This window comes from Marinovum sp. (assembly GCF_048263515.1).
GTDB lineage: Bacteria > Pseudomonadota > Alphaproteobacteria > Rhodobacterales > Rhodobacteraceae > Marinovum.
The window spans coordinates 53,983-68,730 of record NZ_JBLXEC010000007.1 but is presented as its reverse complement, the minus strand read 5'-3'; the positions used below and the strand labels follow the sequence as shown (position 1 = coordinate 68,730).

At 65.7% G+C, this 14,748-nt stretch carries 15 protein-coding genes; 5 read left to right on the top strand and 10 right to left on the bottom strand.

Annotated features, from left to right (window positions below):
- Positions 1-31 precede the first annotated feature (31 nt).
- From ptsP to ACN0SE_RS08790, 8 genes are all read right to left on the bottom strand, one after another.
- Positions 32-2,272 (bottom strand): phosphoenolpyruvate--protein phosphotransferase, encoded by a 2,241-nt coding sequence (ptsP, locus tag ACN0SE_RS08825; protein WP_417524151.1) that lies wholly within the window; start codon positions 2,270-2,272, stop codon positions 32-34.
- A 69-nt stretch (positions 2,273-2,341) separates the two neighbouring features.
- Positions 2,342-3,124 carry a hypothetical protein gene (locus tag ACN0SE_RS08820; protein WP_417524150.1) on the bottom strand — a complete coding sequence of 261 codons (783 nt, stop codon included), beginning with the start codon at positions 3,122-3,124 and terminating at the stop codon, positions 2,342-2,344.
- Positions 3,125-3,179: 55 nt separating this feature from the next.
- Positions 3,180-4,418: an aspartate kinase gene (locus ACN0SE_RS08815; RefSeq protein ID WP_417524149.1), complete on the bottom strand. Its 1,239-nt coding sequence runs from the start codon at positions 4,416-4,418 to the stop codon at positions 3,180-3,182.
- Positions 4,419-4,548: 130 nt separating this feature from the next.
- The gene (locus ACN0SE_RS08810) at positions 4,549-5,391 is read right to left on the bottom strand and encodes a tellurite resistance TerB family protein (protein WP_417524148.1); all 843 of its coding nucleotides are present in this window, start codon (positions 5,389-5,391) and stop codon (positions 4,549-4,551) included.
- Between the two features lie 80 nt (positions 5,392-5,471).
- The gene (locus ACN0SE_RS08805; RefSeq protein ID WP_417524147.1) at positions 5,472-6,419 is read right to left on the bottom strand and encodes a CorA family divalent cation transporter; all 948 of its coding nucleotides are present in this window, start codon (positions 6,417-6,419) and stop codon (positions 5,472-5,474) included.
- Positions 6,419-7,666, bottom strand: coding sequence for a cation:proton antiporter (locus ACN0SE_RS08800; protein ID WP_417524146.1), 1,248 nt, complete (start codon positions 7,664-7,666; stop codon positions 6,419-6,421). The genes ACN0SE_RS08805 and ACN0SE_RS08800 overlap by 1 nt, the downstream gene beginning before the upstream one ends.
- A 107-nt stretch (positions 7,667-7,773) precedes the next feature.
- Positions 7,774-8,223 (bottom strand): GNAT family N-acetyltransferase, encoded by a 450-nt coding sequence (locus ACN0SE_RS08795; RefSeq protein ID WP_417524145.1) that lies wholly within the window; start codon positions 8,221-8,223, stop codon positions 7,774-7,776.
- Positions 8,220-9,161: a nucleoside hydrolase gene (locus ACN0SE_RS08790; protein ID WP_417524144.1), complete on the bottom strand. Its 942-nt coding sequence runs from the start codon at positions 9,159-9,161 to the stop codon at positions 8,220-8,222. The genes ACN0SE_RS08795 and ACN0SE_RS08790 overlap by 4 nt, the downstream gene beginning before the upstream one ends.
- 127 nt (positions 9,162-9,288) lie before the next feature.
- Here ACN0SE_RS08790 and ACN0SE_RS08785 point away from each other — a divergent pair, with 127 nt between their 5' ends.
- On the top strand, positions 9,289-10,149 hold the full coding sequence (locus ACN0SE_RS08785) for a hypothetical protein (protein WP_417524143.1): 861 nt from the start codon (positions 9,289-9,291) through the stop codon (positions 10,147-10,149).
- A 3-nt stretch (positions 10,150-10,152) separates the two neighbouring features.
- On the opposite strand, the gene mazG is transcribed toward ACN0SE_RS08785, so the two are convergent.
- Positions 10,153-10,977, bottom strand: a complete 825-nt coding sequence (gene mazG, locus ACN0SE_RS08780; RefSeq protein ID WP_417524142.1) for a nucleoside triphosphate pyrophosphohydrolase — start codon at positions 10,975-10,977, stop codon at positions 10,153-10,155.
- Positions 10,978-11,064: 87 nt separating this feature from the next.
- On the opposite strand from mazG, the gene speB reads away from it, so the two are divergent.
- Together speB and ACN0SE_RS08770 are read left to right on the top strand one after the other, a co-directional pair.
- Entirely contained in the window at positions 11,065-12,036 is a 972-nt protein-coding gene (gene speB / locus ACN0SE_RS08775) for an agmatinase (protein ID WP_417524141.1), read from the top strand.
- Positions 12,037-12,040: 4 nt separating this feature from the next.
- Complete coding sequence (locus tag ACN0SE_RS08770) at positions 12,041-12,469, top strand: DUF1499 domain-containing protein (RefSeq protein WP_417524140.1); 429 nt, start codon at positions 12,041-12,043, stop codon at positions 12,467-12,469.
- On the opposite strand, the gene ACN0SE_RS08765 is transcribed toward ACN0SE_RS08770, so the two are convergent.
- The gene (locus tag ACN0SE_RS08765) at positions 12,410-12,700 is read right to left on the bottom strand and encodes a hypothetical protein (protein ID WP_417524139.1); all 291 of its coding nucleotides are present in this window, start codon (positions 12,698-12,700) and stop codon (positions 12,410-12,412) included. The genes ACN0SE_RS08770 and ACN0SE_RS08765 overlap by 60 nt on opposite strands.
- Positions 12,701-12,760: 60 nt before the next feature.
- Here ACN0SE_RS08765 and prfA point away from each other — a divergent pair, with 60 nt between their 5' ends.
- Both prfA and prmC read left to right on the top strand, forming a co-directional pair.
- Positions 12,761-13,813: a peptide chain release factor 1 gene (gene prfA / locus ACN0SE_RS08760; protein WP_417524138.1), complete on the top strand. Its 1,053-nt coding sequence runs from the start codon at positions 12,761-12,763 to the stop codon at positions 13,811-13,813.
- Entirely contained in the window at positions 13,810-14,640 is an 831-nt protein-coding gene (gene prmC, locus ACN0SE_RS08755) for a peptide chain release factor N(5)-glutamine methyltransferase (protein WP_417524137.1), read from the top strand. Before prfA ends, prmC begins: the two co-directional genes overlap by 4 nt.
- The last annotated feature ends 108 nt before the right edge of the window (positions 14,641-14,748 follow it).

The window sequence follows — 14,748 nt, the reverse complement described above, 5'->3', positions numbered from 1 at the left end:
GTTTTCTGCGTCAGGCGCGTGACCTGCGCCCCTAATGGGTGCGCAGGTATTCCATCACTGCGGCGCGCACCGATTCGGCCCCGGCGCGGCGTTCGGCGTCGATCACCTCGCGCAACTCGTCGAGGTTGGTGCGGCGCAGCAGGTGCTTGACCGGCCCGATCGACGCCGGGCGCATCGACAGGGTGCGCAGGCCCATGGCCGCCAGGCAGATCGCCTCGATCGGCCGCCCGGCATCCTCGCCGCAGAAGCTGACCTGGGTGCCGGTGCTGTCGCAGCGGGCGATGATCATCTCGATGAAGGTCAGGAACGAGGTGTTGAGCGTGTCGTAACGCCGCCGCACCCGCTCGTTCTCGCGGTCGGCGGCAAAGAAGAACTGCTTGAGGTCATTGCCGCCGATCGACAGGAACTCGACCTCCTCGAAAAACGCATTGGGTGCAAAGGCCAGCGAGGGCGTCTCGAGCATCGCGCCGACCTCGAGCTTGGAGGGCAGGGGATGGCCGAGGATGCGCTCGCGCTCCAGCGCCTTGTCCATCTCGGCGCGGGCCTGCTCGTATTCGCTGTACTGCGCGATGAAGGGGAACATCACCGCCAGCGGCCGGCCATTTGCGGCGCGCAGCAGCGCCTGCAACTGCATCCGCATCACGCCGGGCCGGTCCAGCGCCACCCGGATCGCCCGCCAGCCCAGCGCCGGGTTGGGCTCGTCGGTGGCCTTCATGTAGGGCAGCACCTTGTCCGACCCGATGTCGAGCGTGCGGAACACCACGCGCTTGCCCTTGGCGGCGTCGAGCACGCCGGAATAGATCTGCGCCAGCTCGGTCCGCCGCGGCATCTGGTTGCGGATCAGGAACTGCAGCTCGGTGCGGAACAGGCCCACGCCCTCGGCGGCAGAGCTTTCCAGCGAGGGCAGGTCGGCCATCAGGCCGGCGTTCATGTGCAGCGAGATGATCTTGCCGCAAAGCGTCTCGGCCGGCTTGTCCCGGATCGAGGAATAGCGTTCCTGCGCCTTGTGCAACATCGCCATCTTGTCACGAAAGGCGGCAACGACGTTGTCGTCGGGGCGCAGGTGGACCACGCCCTGATCGCCGTCGACCATGATGTGGTTGCCGTTCAGCGCCTCGGTGGTCACCCGCTTGGCCTGCAACACCAGCGGGATCGCCAGCGCCCGGGCGACGATCGCGGCATGGCTGCCGACAGAGCCTTCCTCGAGCACGATGCCCTTGAGCCCGCGACCGTATTCCAGAAGCTCGCCGGGCCCGATGTTGCGGGCGATCAGGATCGGGTCCTCGGGCATCTCGGCGCCGGTGACCGCGCCCTGACCGGTCAGGATGCGCAGCAGCCGGTTCGACAGGTCGTCGAGATCGTGCAGACGCTCGCGCAGATAGGCATCGGGCACCTGGCCCAGCCGGGTGCGGGCGGCGGATTGTTCCTTTTCGACCGCGGCTTCGGCGGAAAGGCCGCGGGCGATGTCTTCTTCCATCCGCCGCATCCAGCTGCGGGAATTGGCGAACATGCGATAGGCCTGCAGCACCTCGAGCTGTTCGGCATCGCCGCCCATCGCGCCCTCGAGCATCTCGTCGACGCCGATGCGCAGCTTGTCCACCGCCTCTTTCAGGCGCTCGAGCTCGCGGTGCGGATCGTCGGCAATCGGGTTGGTGACAACCACGCGGGGTTCATGCAGCCAGACATGCCCCTCGGCCGCGCCTTCCTGTCCGGTAATGCCGCGGATCAGGAACGGCTGGGTGTGCCGCGCCGAGAGCGCGGCACCTTCGCCGACGAAAGCGCCCAGCTCGGTCATCTCGGCCAGCACCATGGCGACCACCTCGAGGGCATAGACCTCGTCGGCGGTGAATTCGCGCGCCTGCTTGGACTGCACCACAAGAACGCCCAGCATCTCGCCCAGCCGCTGGATCGGCACGCCGAGAAAGGACGAATAGATCTCCTCGCCGGTCTCGGCCATGTAGCGAAAGCCCGGCGCCTGTGGCGCATTGGCGGTGTTGACGATATTGCCGTGCCGCGCCACGCGGCCGACCAAGCCTTCGCCGATCCGCATCCGCGTCTGGTGCACGGCTTCCGCCTTCAGACCCTCGGTAGCGCAAAGCTCCAGCGTGTCCTCGTCGCGGAACAAATAGATCGAACAGACCTCGGTCTTCATCGAATCCGCGGTCAGATGCACGATCTTGTCGAGCCGCTCCTGGCCTTTGGATTCCTCGGCCATGAGGTCGCGCAAGCGTCTGAGAAGCTTGCGGCTTTCGCTTTCCGTACCTTCTGGCATCTGTCGATGTCCCCTCGTTCGGACCGATCTGTCTCTGGCGGGCCTCGGCCCTCGGCCCCAGTCTCTTGGCTAGCCGCAGATCGCGGCGCTGTCTTGTGTGTCTACCGGCTGGTCCAGCTGGTCCAGCAATTCAGCAATGAATGCCATGCGATGTGGCACTTTTTCACGCAGGGCTTCTGCAACCTCTGCGGGCAGGCGTTCGGGATGGCGGAGCGCGGTGTAGGCCACCAGCATGGTCTCGGCCAAATCCTCGCCCTGGGCGTTCTCGGCGCCATAGCTGGTGAGAAAAGCGCCATCGGCCTGCTGCGCCGCGCGCCAGCCGTCGCTTGCGGCATGCGGATGGTCGATGGTGGCGTGAACGCTCTCGTGGAACACGGTCTCTTCGAGGTCATGGGTCGAGATGCGCCGTGCGACATTTTCGGAATAGACAATAAAGAACCGCCCGCGATCCTCGGCAAAGGCGCTTTCATCGCCGGCCAGCACCACCACGTGATCGAGCTTGGCACGCATGAAGGCCGGCAGCTTGCCGATGGCGTGGGCCAGCGGTGTCACGGTCTCCAGCGCGCTGGTGCGGTCGCCCAGGGCGGGATGTGCCCAGATCGGCACCACTGCACCGTCGAGATAGCGCGCATCGAACAGATGCACGCCCTCGACCATCAGGGGGCCGCCGCGTTTGTCGGGCATCTCGCGCGTGCCATCGCCGCGATCGACCAGGCACGCCAGCGCATCGGGGTCGTCGCTCAGGATATAATCAATGTCATTCGAGGTGACCGAAGAGAAAAACAGCGGCTCCGCTGCCGCCAAAAGCGGCAGGCAGGCACCCAGAGCGACGGCAAAAGCCGCGTGTCGCATCACCGATCTCCCCGTTCGGACCCGACTTTCCCAGGCCCGTCACAGGGCAGGAGCGTCAGGCCGCGTTTTCCAATTCGAACGCATCATGGAGCGCTTGCACGGCGAGTTCCATATATTTCCGGTCGATCAGCACGGAAATCTTGATCTCGGAGGTTGTAATCACCTTGATGTTGATCCCCTCATTGGAGAGTACCTTGAACATCTTGGCCGCCACGCCGGCGTGGCTGCGCATGCCGATGCCCACGACCGAGACCTTGGCGACGCCGGTATCGGCGACGATGTCATGGAAATTGATCGCACCGCTGGTCTTGGCGTCGGACATCGCCTTTTCCGCCCGTTTCACCTGATCGGTGGGGCAGGAGAAGGTCATGTCGGTGCGGCCCTCTTCCGAGATGTTCTGCACGATCATGTCGACGTTGACGCCGGCATCCGACAGCGGGCCGAAGATCGCGGCGGCAATGCCGGGGCGGTCGGCGACCGAGATCAGGGTCATCTTGGCCTCGTCACGGGAATAGGCCACGCCAGAAACGACATTGAGTTCCATGATTTCATCCTCATCGCAGACGAGCGTTCCGGCCGCGTCGTCCATTTCCTCGAAACTCGAGAGCACCCGCAGTTTCACGTTATAGCGCATTGCCAGTTCGACGGAACGGGTTTGCAGCACCTTGGCGCCCAGCGACGCCAGTTCCAGCATTTCCTCGAAGGCGATCTTGTCGAGCTTGCGGGCCTTTTCGCAGATCCGCGGGTCGGTGGTATAGACGCCGTCGACGTCGGTGTAGATGTCGCAGCGCTCGGCCTCGAAGGCGGCGGCAAAGGCCACGGCGGTGGTGTCCGATCCGCCCCGGCCCAGGGTGGTGACCCGGCCATCGGGGCCGATGCCCTGAAAGCCCGCGACCACGGCAACCTTCATGCCTTCGCCGAACTTGGCGTTGATGTTGTCGGTGGGGATCTCGGTGATCCGCGCGGCGGCATGGGCGTTGGTGGTCTTGAGCGGCACCTGCCAGCCCTGCCAGCTGCGCGCCGGCACGTCCATTTCCTGCAGCGTCAGCGCCATCAGACCGGCGGTCACGTTCTCGCCCGAGGACACGATGGCGTCGTATTCGCGCGCATCGAACAGCGGCGAGGTCTCGTTGACGAGGCCCACGAGCTTGTTGGTCTCGCCCGCCATGGCCGAGACGATGACAATCACGTCATAGCCCTTGGCCACCTCCACGCCCACGCGTTTGGCGGCGCGGCGGATACGGTCGAGCGTGGCGACGGAGGTTCCGCCGAATTTCATCACCAGAAGGGGCATGGGATCGTCCTGCCTGAAATCGTCCGGCGCGGTTTACGCAGATGCTTGCGAAAGGGCAAGAGCGCCGATGTGCCGCAAGGGCAGGAAGTGGCCCGGCCGCGCCAGCGACCGGGCCAAATGTTGCGTCAGCTCAGGCGTAGAGCGGCTGAACCCCCATCTGCAGGTGCAGCATGTTCACCGTCTGCTGGTCGAGCCCCAGCTCGGACGCCAGCTCGTCGAGGTATTTCGCCTCGGCCTCGGTATCCACCCGGATCGACATCAGCGACATCGAATAGACCTGCATCTTCTGCGCATCGGGCGTGTCCTGCGCCAGCGCCTTGGGATCGACCTTGGCGGCAAGCTGCTTCTTGACGAAGGCCAGGCTTTCCTCGTCGGCATCCTCGCCCACGGTTTCGAGGATCTTCTTCTTTTCCTCGGCGTCGATGCCGCCATCGGACTTGGCCGCCTGGATCATCGCCCGCAGCATCAGCCCGGCGGCTTCCTCGGCCTCTGGCGCGGCGGTCGTGCCGGAGACCTGATCCAGCAGGGCGCCGACGCCCTTGCCCTGCGCCGCAGCCGCACCGCCGGCCATCGACAGAAGACCGGCAAGGCCCGCGCCACCGGCGCCCGAGAGCAACCCGCCGCCCTTGGCATCAGACGACTGGCCGCCGCCCATCAGGTTGCCCATCATCTCCTGCAGGTTCATGCCGGCGCCACCACCGGCGCCCATCATCTTGGAGAACATGTCCTGCGCCTGGCCCATGCTCTGGGCGCCGCTTTCGCGCATCTGGGCCATCATGCCGCGCATCTGTTCCATGCCCGGCATCTTGCCCATCGCCTCGGCGGTGGGGTTCTGAGTGGCCCTGGCCTGATCCGAGGGCACCTGCGCCCCGCCCAGCAGGCCGCCGAGCCCCTGGTTCTTGCTCATGTGATCCACGCCGCGTGCGGCGGCATAGCCCAGCGCGACCTTGGCCAGAGTGCCCATCAATCCCATCACGTATCCTCCCGTTGAAAATGGATTAAGCCCACTCTGTCAGGTTTTTGCGCGCAAGTAAGGGGGGAAATCAGATTGGCCTAGATCAGCCGCAACAGCCGCAGCACCAGCAGCACCAGGATGACCGAGACGGCCATGCCGAGGCAGACGATGACAAAGCCCCAGGGCGTCGCATCGAACGGCAATCCGCCGACGTTCATGCCGAACAGCCCGGTGACAAAGCCCAAGGGCAGAAAGATCGCCGCCACCACCGAGAGCCCGTAGCCGTTGCGTGACAGCTGGTCGGCCTTTTGCGCATATTGGTGATCGGCCAGCGCGCCCAGCCGCTGGTGCACGGCGTCAAGCTCTTCCAGCGCGCGCTGCGCGCGGTTGGCACTTTCGCGGATCTCGTCCTGCGGCAGGGCAAAGCCGCCGGGTGGGCGGGCTTCGAGCTTGCGCAGGGTCTCGCTCTGCGGCCGCAGATACCGCAGCAGCCGGATCGAGGCGCGGCGCAACTCGGGCAGGGGGGCCAGCACGTCGGGCGGGCAATCGGGCTCGAGGATCGCCACCTCGATCTCGTCGACCTGATCATCGAGCCTGAGCGAGACCTGTTCGATCCGGTCGACCAGCCGCTCGGTCAGTTCGGCCACCAGCTCTCCGGGGCCGCCGGGGATCAGCCGCCCGGCCTCCAGCTCGCCCTGCAGGTCGCGCACCGCAAAGATCGGCCGGTTTCGCAGGGTGACCACCAGCTCCGGCCCGGCCCAAAGCCTGAGCGACACCATATCGTCGGCCTTTTGCCCCGGGTTGAAGTTGGCCCCACGCAGGATCAGGATCAGCGTCTCTCCCAGCGCGAGGTAGCGCGGCCGGGTTTCCGGCTGCACCAGGATCTCGGCGGCCTCGTCAGAGACCAGCTGGCCGACCCGCGCCACCGTGCCGGGGGCGGCCAGATCGAAATGCACCCACCGCCAGTGCCCCTCCGGCACGTCGCGGTCCAGAGCGCCCTCGTGGGCCCGGCCCTCGGCGTCGATATCAAAGACAAACAGCGCCATCACACGAGGTCCGGCTCGCGGCCCAGGCGGTTGGCCAGGCGGGTGACCGTCAGGCCTTGGCCGATGATCGAGAAGATCACCACCACGTAGGTCGCGGTCAGGATCAGCGGCTTCCACTCGCCGTCGGGCAGCGACAGCGCCAGCGCGACCGAAATGCCGCCCTTGAGCCCGCCCCAAGTCATGATCGGGATCACGTCATGCGGAAAGCTGCGGAAGGGGCGCAGCACCAGCACCGGCACCGCCACCGCCACCATCCGCGCCACCAGCGCCAGTCCGATCGACAGCACGCCGATCATCAGGTCGCTGACGTCGAAGGCCAGGGCGAAGACCTCGAAGCCGATCATCAGGAAGAGCACGGCATTGAGGATCTCGTCGATCAGCTTCCAGAAGGCATCGACATAATTGCGGGTTTCCTCGGTCATGCCGTGCTTGGCGCCGATGTCGCCGATCAGCAGACCGGCGCAGACCGCCATGATCGGCGCCGAGACATGCAGGTACACCGCCAGCTCGTAGCCGCCAAAGGCCAGTCCCAGTGTCAGCAGCACCTCGAGCGAGAAATCGTCGATCAGCCGCATCAGCCGGAAGGTCAGCCAGCCCAGCACGATGCCCAGAACCGCGCCGCCAAGCGCCTCCTGCACGAACAGCAGCGCCGCCGCCTCGAGCCCGCTGCCATGGCCCTCGCCGGTCGGAAAGGCCAGCCCGACCAGCACGAGGAAGACCACATAGCCGACACCGTCGTTGAACAGCGACTCGCCGGCAATCTTGGTCTCCAGCTCCTTGCGCAGATTGGCCTCGCGCAGCACGCCCAGCACCGCCACCGGATCGGTGGGCGAGATCAGCGCGCCAAAGACCAGCGCGATCAGGAGCGGCATGCCGGTGATCCAGTAGAAACCGACGCCCGCGATCACCGTCGACAGCGCCACCCCCAGCGTCGCCATCAGAAAGACCAGCTTCCATTGTTCGCGCAGGTCCGACAGCTTGACATGCAGCGCACCGGCAAAGAGCAGCAGCCCCAGCATCCCCTCGAGCAGCGCGTCCGAGAATTCGAGCCCCTGCACCGTGGTGCGCACCGTGTCGGCCAGCTCCAGCGCCGGCCAGACCATGTCGAGCAGCATGATCCCGAAGGAGGCGAGCAGCGCCACCACAAGGATGCCGATCGCCGCCGGCAGCTTGAGCACGAGGTAATTGATCGCCCCGAACAGCCCCGCCATGACGATCAGTAGCGATGTGATCTGCAGAAAATTCATGGCTCTACCTGCTCTGGACCCTGTGTCCCAAGCGGTAGCATGCACCCCGCCACGGGGCCAGAGCCGATGCGCGCGTCCGTAGGGTGGGTTTGCAACCCACCAGTCGCTTACAGCTTGAGTGACATCAGCGAAAACCCGTCCCGCAGCTCGAAATGCGCCTTGCGATAGAGCCTCTGCGCCGACTTGTCCTCGCGCTTGACCTCGAGGTGCAGCGCCTTGAGCCCGGCATCCCGCAGCGCCCGCGGCAGGGAATAAAGCACATCGGTCGCCATGCCGCGCCCGCGCACGGCGGGGCGGATGTAGAGTTCGTCGACGAAACCGTCCATGCCGCCGAATTCCAGCGACCAGCCGAAGCTGAGGATGATGTAGCCCACCGGCGCCTTCTGCGGCCCGATCAAGTAGACCGCGCCATGCGGGCAACCTTCGAGCAGCGGCGTCACCGCGGCGCGGCGGTGGTCGTCGTCGGTCTCGATCCCGGTCTCGGCGCTGAAGGCCGCGGTCAGCGGCATCAGCCGTTCGAGGTCGTCGGGGCCTGCGAGGTGCAACCTTGTGCTCATAGCCGGGCCAGCCTTTCCGTCAGCAGGTCAAAGAACCCATCGGCATCGACGTCACCGATGAACAGCGCATTGGCCGGCCGGTCGGTCACGCCCCACCAGTCGGCCACGGTCATCCCGAGGGTCAGCTCCGACGTGGTCTCGATCTCGACATTGATCCGCCGGCCCGAGAACAGCTCCGGCTTCAGCAACCAGCCGATGACGCAGGGGTCATGCAGCGGCGCGCCGTCGGAGCCGTATTTCTCCTTGTCGAACCGCTCGAAGAAATCGGTCATCTCGGCCACCGCCTGACCGACCGGCGTGCCAAGTGCCCGGAAGGCATCGTTGCGCGCCTTGGTGACCAGCGCCTTGTGGGTGACATCGAGCGGCATCACCGTGATAGGCGCGCCGGATTTGAAAACGATGTCAGCGGCTTCCGGATCGACGTAGATGTTGAACTCGGCCGCCGGGGTGATGTTGCCCACCTCGAAATAGGCGCCGCCCATCAGCACGATCTCCTTGACCCTCCCGGCAACCTCGGGCGCGCGGGCAAAGGCCGTGGCGATATTGGTCAGCGGCCCCAGCGGGCAGAGCGTGACGCTGCCTTCCGGCTCGCGCTGCAGCGTCTCGATGATGAAATCGACCGCATGCTGGTCCTGCAGCGCCATCTGCGGATCGGGCAGCACCGGCCCGTCGAGCCCGGTCTTGCCGTGCACATGTTCCGCTGTCACCAGCGGCCGCCGGATCGGTGCATCGCAGCCGGCAAAGACCGGCACCTCGGGCTTGCCCGCCAGCTCGCAGACGATCCGCGCGTTCTTGGCGGTCAGCGGCAGCGGCACGTTGCCGGCCACGGCGGTGATGCCCAGAACCTCGATCTCTTCGGGGCTGGCCAGCGCCAGAAGGATCGCCACCGCGTCGTCCTGTCCGGGGTCGGTGTCGATGATGATCTTGCGTTTGGTCATGGGAACTCGTTCAGGGCAGGGCAATTTGGCCGCCAACTTGTCAATCGCGGCGCTGAGAGTCCATAAGCGGTTTACTGCCAGAGGCACAAAGCGCAGGGTATCCGCGTACACAAGGCCCCGAGTATTGATGACCAAAGTGATTTACCTGCATGCCGGCGCGCACCGCACCGGCACCTCTTCGTTCCAGATGTGCCTCAGCCTGAACCAGTCCGCCCTGGCCGCAGCGAACGTCGACGTGGCCTATCCCGGTCGTGACGACATCCCCGGCGGCACGCTGCGGCTGCCTTTGTCGCCCGATGGGCAAGCGGGCGTGGCGCGGCGGCTGCGCTATCACAGCCCCGATCCGAGGCGCGCGCTGCTCCTTTCAGAGGAAAACGTGACGGGGCAGATGTTTCCCTTTCTGCGCGGCCAGTTCTATCCCAAGGCGGAAGAGCGGCTGAATGTTCTGGCCGCGGGCCTCGCCACCGCCGAGGCCCGGATCGCCCGGCTGCTGCTGGTGGTGCGGCGCTACGACGACTTTTTCGCCAGCGCCTATCGTAAACGCGCCGAGGACCATCCAGTGGCGTCTTTTGACAAGCGGGTGCCGGACTTTCTGGCGATGGACCGCGGTTGGCCGGAACTGGTGGAGGCGCTCTCGGCGATCCTTCAGCCGGTCGAGTTTTTCGTCGTGGATTACGAGCGCAGACCCAGCCGGGCCGGCCTGTTGCGGCTGCTTTTGCCGGGCTATGCCGGGCCGGTGGAGGAACCGCAGAGGGTGATGAACCTCAGCGCCACCGATGTGGCGCTAGAACATCTGCAGGCGCGTTATCGGGCTGGGGAAGAACTGGAGCGACCGGCTTGGCAGGCCGTCATCGCCGAACATGCCGATCAGCGCGACGGCACCGGCTTTGCCGAGTTCAAGGAGGCGGATCGTAGAGTGTTGTCAGAGCGTTACGCCGCAGACCTCGACCGGATCGGCGCCATCCCCGGCGTCACATTGCTGCGCTGAGCCTCACTCGGCCGCGCGCCGCTCGGCCGCCTTGGCGGCTTCCCAGAGCGCGTCCATTTCCTCGAGGTTCGAGTCCGAGGCGCTCTTGCCATTGGCTGCAAGAGCGGCCTCTATCGATTTGAAACGGCGTGTGAATTTCGCATTGGCCTTGCGTAGCGCCGCCTCTGGCTCGACATCCAGATGCCGGGCGAGATTGGCCATGACAAACAGCAGATCGCCCATTTCCTCTTCGACCTCGTCCTGGGTCAGGGTCTCGCGCGCCTCGACCAGTTCGCGGGCCTCCTCGGCGATCTTGTCGAGCACCTGTGTCGTCTCGGGCCAGTCAAAACCTACCCGCGCCGCACGTTTCTGCAGCTTGTAGGCGCGCAGGAGCGCCGGCAGCCCGACGGCCACGCCATCCAGCGCGCCTTTCTGCGCCTTCTGCGCCCGTTCGGCGGCCTTGATGGCCTCCCAGTCGCGGGTCTGTTGTACGGGGCTCTTGTCGCGGCTCTCGTCGCCAAAGACATGCGGATGCCGCGCCACCATCTTGTCGGACATGGTGTTGGCCACATCGTCAAAGCTGAACAGCCCGGCCTCTTCGGCCATCTGCGCGTGGAATACCGACTGGAACAGCAGATCGCCCAGCTCGCCCTTCAGCTCGGCCCAGTCCTGCCTCTCGATGGCATCGGCAACCTCATAGGCCTCTTCGATGGTATAGGGGGCTATGGTGCTGAAATCCTGTTCAATATCCCAGGGACAGCCGCTTTCGGGGTCGCGCAGCCGGCGCATGATTTCGAGCAGCCGCGGCATGCCGCCGGCCGGATCGTGGATCAAAGCGTCGTCAGCCATTGCAGCCCCCGGTCAATTGCGCTTGTCTGCAATCTGTCGCGGGGCGGGCACGAAGTCCAGACCCCGGCCGGCCGAAAGGGAGAAACGATGGCGCTTGAAGACGCAAAAACCAAGGTAGATGAGGCCTTTACGCGGCAAGGTTACACCGGTCTCGGCTTCGAGAACACCTTTGGCGGTGCCACGTCGTTCCTGCGTCGACGCTACAGCAAGGACCTCGCCGGCGTCGATCTGGCGGTGACTGGCGTGCCCTTTGACCAGGCGGTGACCAATCGCCCCGGCACGCGCTTCGGCCCCCGGGCGATCCGCGAGGCCAGCGCCCTGCAAAGCCCCGACGCGCCTTATGGGTGGGGGTACAACCCCATGGAAAAGCTCAATGTTGTCGATTACGGCGATCTGGCCTTCGACTATGCCAAGGTGTCTGAATTCCCCGACACGCTGCAGCGCCACATCGCCGGTATTTTGGCGCAGGGCGTGGGCACCGTGACGCTGGGCGGCGATCACTTCATCACCCTGCCGATCCTCAAAGCCTATGCCGAAAAGTTCGGCCCTCTGTCGATCATCCAGTTCGACGCCCATTCCGACACCTGGACAGACGACGATTTCGACCGGATAGACCACGGCACTTTCCTCTACAAGGCGATCAAGCTGGGCCTCGTCGATCCCGCGCGTTCGGTGCATGTGGGCATCCGCACCGACAACCCCGACCGCCACGGCATGCAGATGATCGACGCCCGCGAAGTGTATGACATCGGGGCGAAAAGCACCGCCGCCAAGGTGCGCGAGATCGTCGGAGACCATCCGACCTACCTGACCTTCGACATCGACTGCCTCGACCCGGCCTTTGCCCCCGGCACCGGCACCCCGGTCTGGGGCGGGCTGAGCACGGCGCAGGCGGCGGTGGCGCTGCGCGAACTGGCGGGGATCAACATGCTCGGCGGTGATATCGTCGAGGTCTCGCCGCCCTTTGACACCACCGGCGCCACCGCGATTGCCGGGGCGCATGTGGCGGTGGAACTGATCTGCCTCTGGGGCTGGAACCATCTGAAGAAGAGCGGATAACCTGTTGAAGATATTATTTCTTGTCGCGGTCTCTGTGGTGCTTGCCGGCTGGGCCTGGGTACGCTTTGCGCCGGATGATCCGGCGCGGTGGCACCGGGGTTCGGGCCGCACCGAGACCGGTCCCCAGTCCGGCAAGAACTCGCATGTCTACCGCGAGAGGCCCGACGATGCGGCGCGGCGGCTGGCGGCCTTCGATGCCGTCATCCGCGCCACGCCGCGCACCACGCATCTTGCCGGATCGCTCGAGGAGCGCCGTATCACCTATGTCACCCGTACCAGGCTTGTAGGTTATCCCGACTACACCACGCTCAGCCTGGAGGAGACCCCAGAGGGGCCGGTGATCGAGCTCTTCGGTCGGGCGCGCTATGGCCGCTCAGATCTCGGCGTCAACCGCGGCCGTATCGAGGCCTGGATCCAGGCTCTGCGGCAATGAGGCGCCAAGACAGCCCTGCGCCACCTCGCGCCACATTGGCACGTTCAGCGACATCTGGCACTGCGCCATGAACATTCGTCCGTCGACCTGCAGGCAGATGGTCTCGCCCAGTTCTACCCGGGCGCCGCTGCGGTCGGTGCAGTAGCAATCAATGGTGCGCCCGCCGGGGCCGGTAACATCCGCCAGCGCCGGCGTGGCGAGCAGCAACAAAAGGGTACTTCCTCTCATCATGCGGGCAGTTTATCACGAAATTTCCGAATTCGACATCATTACAGAGCCAAAGCCCAGCACATGATCCCCGAAGACCGCCTGCGCCAGATCGAAGACCGGTTCCAGTTTCTGGAAGCCAAGATGAACGCGGGCGCCGAGGCGGGCGAGATCGCGGCTTTGGCCAAGGAATATTCCGATCTCAAGCCGGTGGTCGACCAGATCAGCCACTGGCGCCAACTGCTCGAGGACATGGCCGAGGCCGAGGCGATGCTGTCAGACCCCGACATGCGCGAGCTGGCGGAAGAGGAGATCCCGGCGCTGAAGAAACGCCTGCCGGCGGCGGAACACGCGTTGCAACTGGCGCTGTTGCCCCGCGACGAGGCCGATGCCCGGCCCGCCATCGTCGAGATCCGCCCGGGAACGGGAGGCGAGGAGGCGGCGCTCTTTGCCGGCGACCTGCTCAGGATGTACCAGCGCTATGCCGAGGCCAAGGGATGGAGCTTCGACATCATCGAGGAGAACGCCACCGAACTGGGCGGCATCAAGGAAGTGGTGGCGCATGTGAAGGGCGAGGGGGTCTTTGCCCGGCTGAAATACGAATCCGGCGTGCACCGCGTCCAGCGCGTGCCCACGACCGAGAGCGGCGGGCGCATCCATACCTCGGCCGCCACCGTGGCCGTGCTGCCGGAGGCCGAGGATGTCGATATCCAGATCGACCCGGGCGACATCCGCATCGACACCATGCGCGCCTCCGGTGCCGGCGGCCAGCACGTCAACACCACCGATTCGGCGGTGCGCATCACCCACATCCCCACGGGCCTCGTGGTCACCAGCTCCGAGAAGTCGCAGCACCGCAACCGCGAGATCGCCATGCAGGTGCTCAAATCACGGCTTTTCGATCTGGAACGCAGCCGCGTCGACAGCGAACGCTCGGCCGACCGCAAGGCGCAGGTGGGATCGGGCGACCGCAGCGAACGCATCCGCACCTACAACTTTCCGCAAGGTCGCATGACCGATCACCGCATCAACCTGACGCTCTACAAGCTCGACCAGGTGATGCAGGGCGATCTTGACGAGATCGTCGATGCGCTGACCGCCGATGCCCAGGCGACGCTGCTGGCGGCGATGACATGACCGGCTCTGAACTGCTGGCGCGGGCCACCCGTGCGCTCAAGACCGCCGGGATCGACGGGGCCGGGCGCGATGCCCGCAGGCTTCTGGCCCACGCGCTGGGAGAGGACGCCGGGCGGCTGACGTTGGTGCTGCCGGAACCGGTCGACCCGGAGATCGCCAGTCGCTTCGAGGCGCTGATCGCGCGCCGCGTGGCCCGCGAACCTGTCTCGCATCTTACTGGAAAGCGGGCGTTTTACGGCCGCGAGTTCGAGGTGACGCCGGATGTGCTCGACCCGCGGCCGGAAACCGAAACGCTTATCGAGGCGGCGCTGGCGCAGCCCTTCGAGCGGGTGCTCGACCTTGGCACCGGCACCGGCTGCATCCTGCTGACGCTCCTGGCCGAGAGCCAGGGCGCCTGGGGGCTCGGCGTCGATCTCTCGCCCGCAGCACTCGACGTGGCGGCCCGCAACCGCGCGGCGCTGGGGCTTTCGGAATGCGCGCTGCTGCGGCAGAGCGACTGGTTCACCCAGGTCGACGGCAGCTTCGACCTGATCGTCTCGAACCCGCCTTATATCGCCGATCACGAGATGGCAGCCCTGGCGCCCGAGCTTGCGCACGAACCTCGGCTGGCGCTCACCGACGAGGCCGACGGCCTCTCGGCCTATCGCGCGATCACCGCCGGGGCGCGGCAGTTTCTCGAACCCGGCGGGCGGCTTCTGGTCGAGATCGGCTGGCAGCAGGCCGCCGCCGTCTCGGCCCTGACGACCGAGGGCGGCTTGTCCGAGGTCGTGGTGGTGCAGGATCTCGATGGCCGCGACAGGGCCGTTAGCGCTCGCAACATTCAGTGAGTTTGCGTCAGAATCGGTGCAAAAGTGCCGCTTTTGCCGGTTTCGGACCGCTTGTGCGACAATTACCCCCTTGTAAGGACGGTCTTGTCGTGGTTAGTGCTTGGGTGT

Bases quoted from the DNA above. Each gene is read 5' to 3' on its own strand.
- ptsP (WP_417524151.1), bottom strand. From the start codon at position 2,272: ATGCCAGAAGGTACGGAAAGCGAAAGCCGCAAGCTTCTCAGACGCTTG.
- ACN0SE_RS08820 (WP_417524150.1), bottom strand. From the start codon at position 3,124: ATGCGACACGCGGCTTTTGCCGTCGCTCTGGGTGCCTGCCTGCCGCTT.
- ACN0SE_RS08815 (WP_417524149.1), bottom strand. From the start codon at position 4,418: ATGCCCCTTCTGGTGATGAAATTCGGCGGAACCTCCGTCGCCACGCTC.
- ACN0SE_RS08810 (WP_417524148.1), bottom strand. From the start codon at position 5,391: ATGGGATTGATGGGCACTCTGGCCAAGGTCGCGCTGGGCTATGCCGCC.
- ACN0SE_RS08805 (WP_417524147.1), bottom strand. From the start codon at position 6,419: ATGGCGCTGTTTGTCTTTGATATCGACGCCGAGGGCCGGGCCCACGAG.
- ACN0SE_RS08800 (WP_417524146.1), bottom strand. From the start codon at position 7,666: ATGAATTTTCTGCAGATCACATCGCTACTGATCGTCATGGCGGGGCTG.
- ACN0SE_RS08795 (WP_417524145.1), bottom strand. From the start codon at position 8,223: ATGAGCACAAGGTTGCACCTCGCAGGCCCCGACGACCTCGAACGGCTG.
- ACN0SE_RS08790 (WP_417524144.1), bottom strand. From the start codon at position 9,161: ATGACCAAACGCAAGATCATCATCGACACCGACCCCGGACAGGACGAC.
- ACN0SE_RS08785 (WP_417524143.1), top strand. From the start codon at position 9,289: ATGACCAAAGTGATTTACCTGCATGCCGGCGCGCACCGCACCGGCACC.
- mazG (WP_417524142.1), bottom strand. From the start codon at position 10,977: ATGGCTGACGACGCTTTGATCCACGATCCGGCCGGCGGCATGCCGCGG.
- speB (WP_417524141.1), top strand. From the start codon at position 11,065: ATGGCGCTTGAAGACGCAAAAACCAAGGTAGATGAGGCCTTTACGCGG.
- ACN0SE_RS08765 (WP_417524139.1), bottom strand. From the start codon at position 12,700: ATGATGAGAGGAAGTACCCTTTTGTTGCTGCTCGCCACGCCGGCGCTG.
- prfA (WP_417524138.1), top strand. From the start codon at position 12,761: ATGATCCCCGAAGACCGCCTGCGCCAGATCGAAGACCGGTTCCAGTTT.
- prmC (WP_417524137.1), top strand. From the start codon at position 13,810: ATGACCGGCTCTGAACTGCTGGCGCGGGCCACCCGTGCGCTCAAGACC.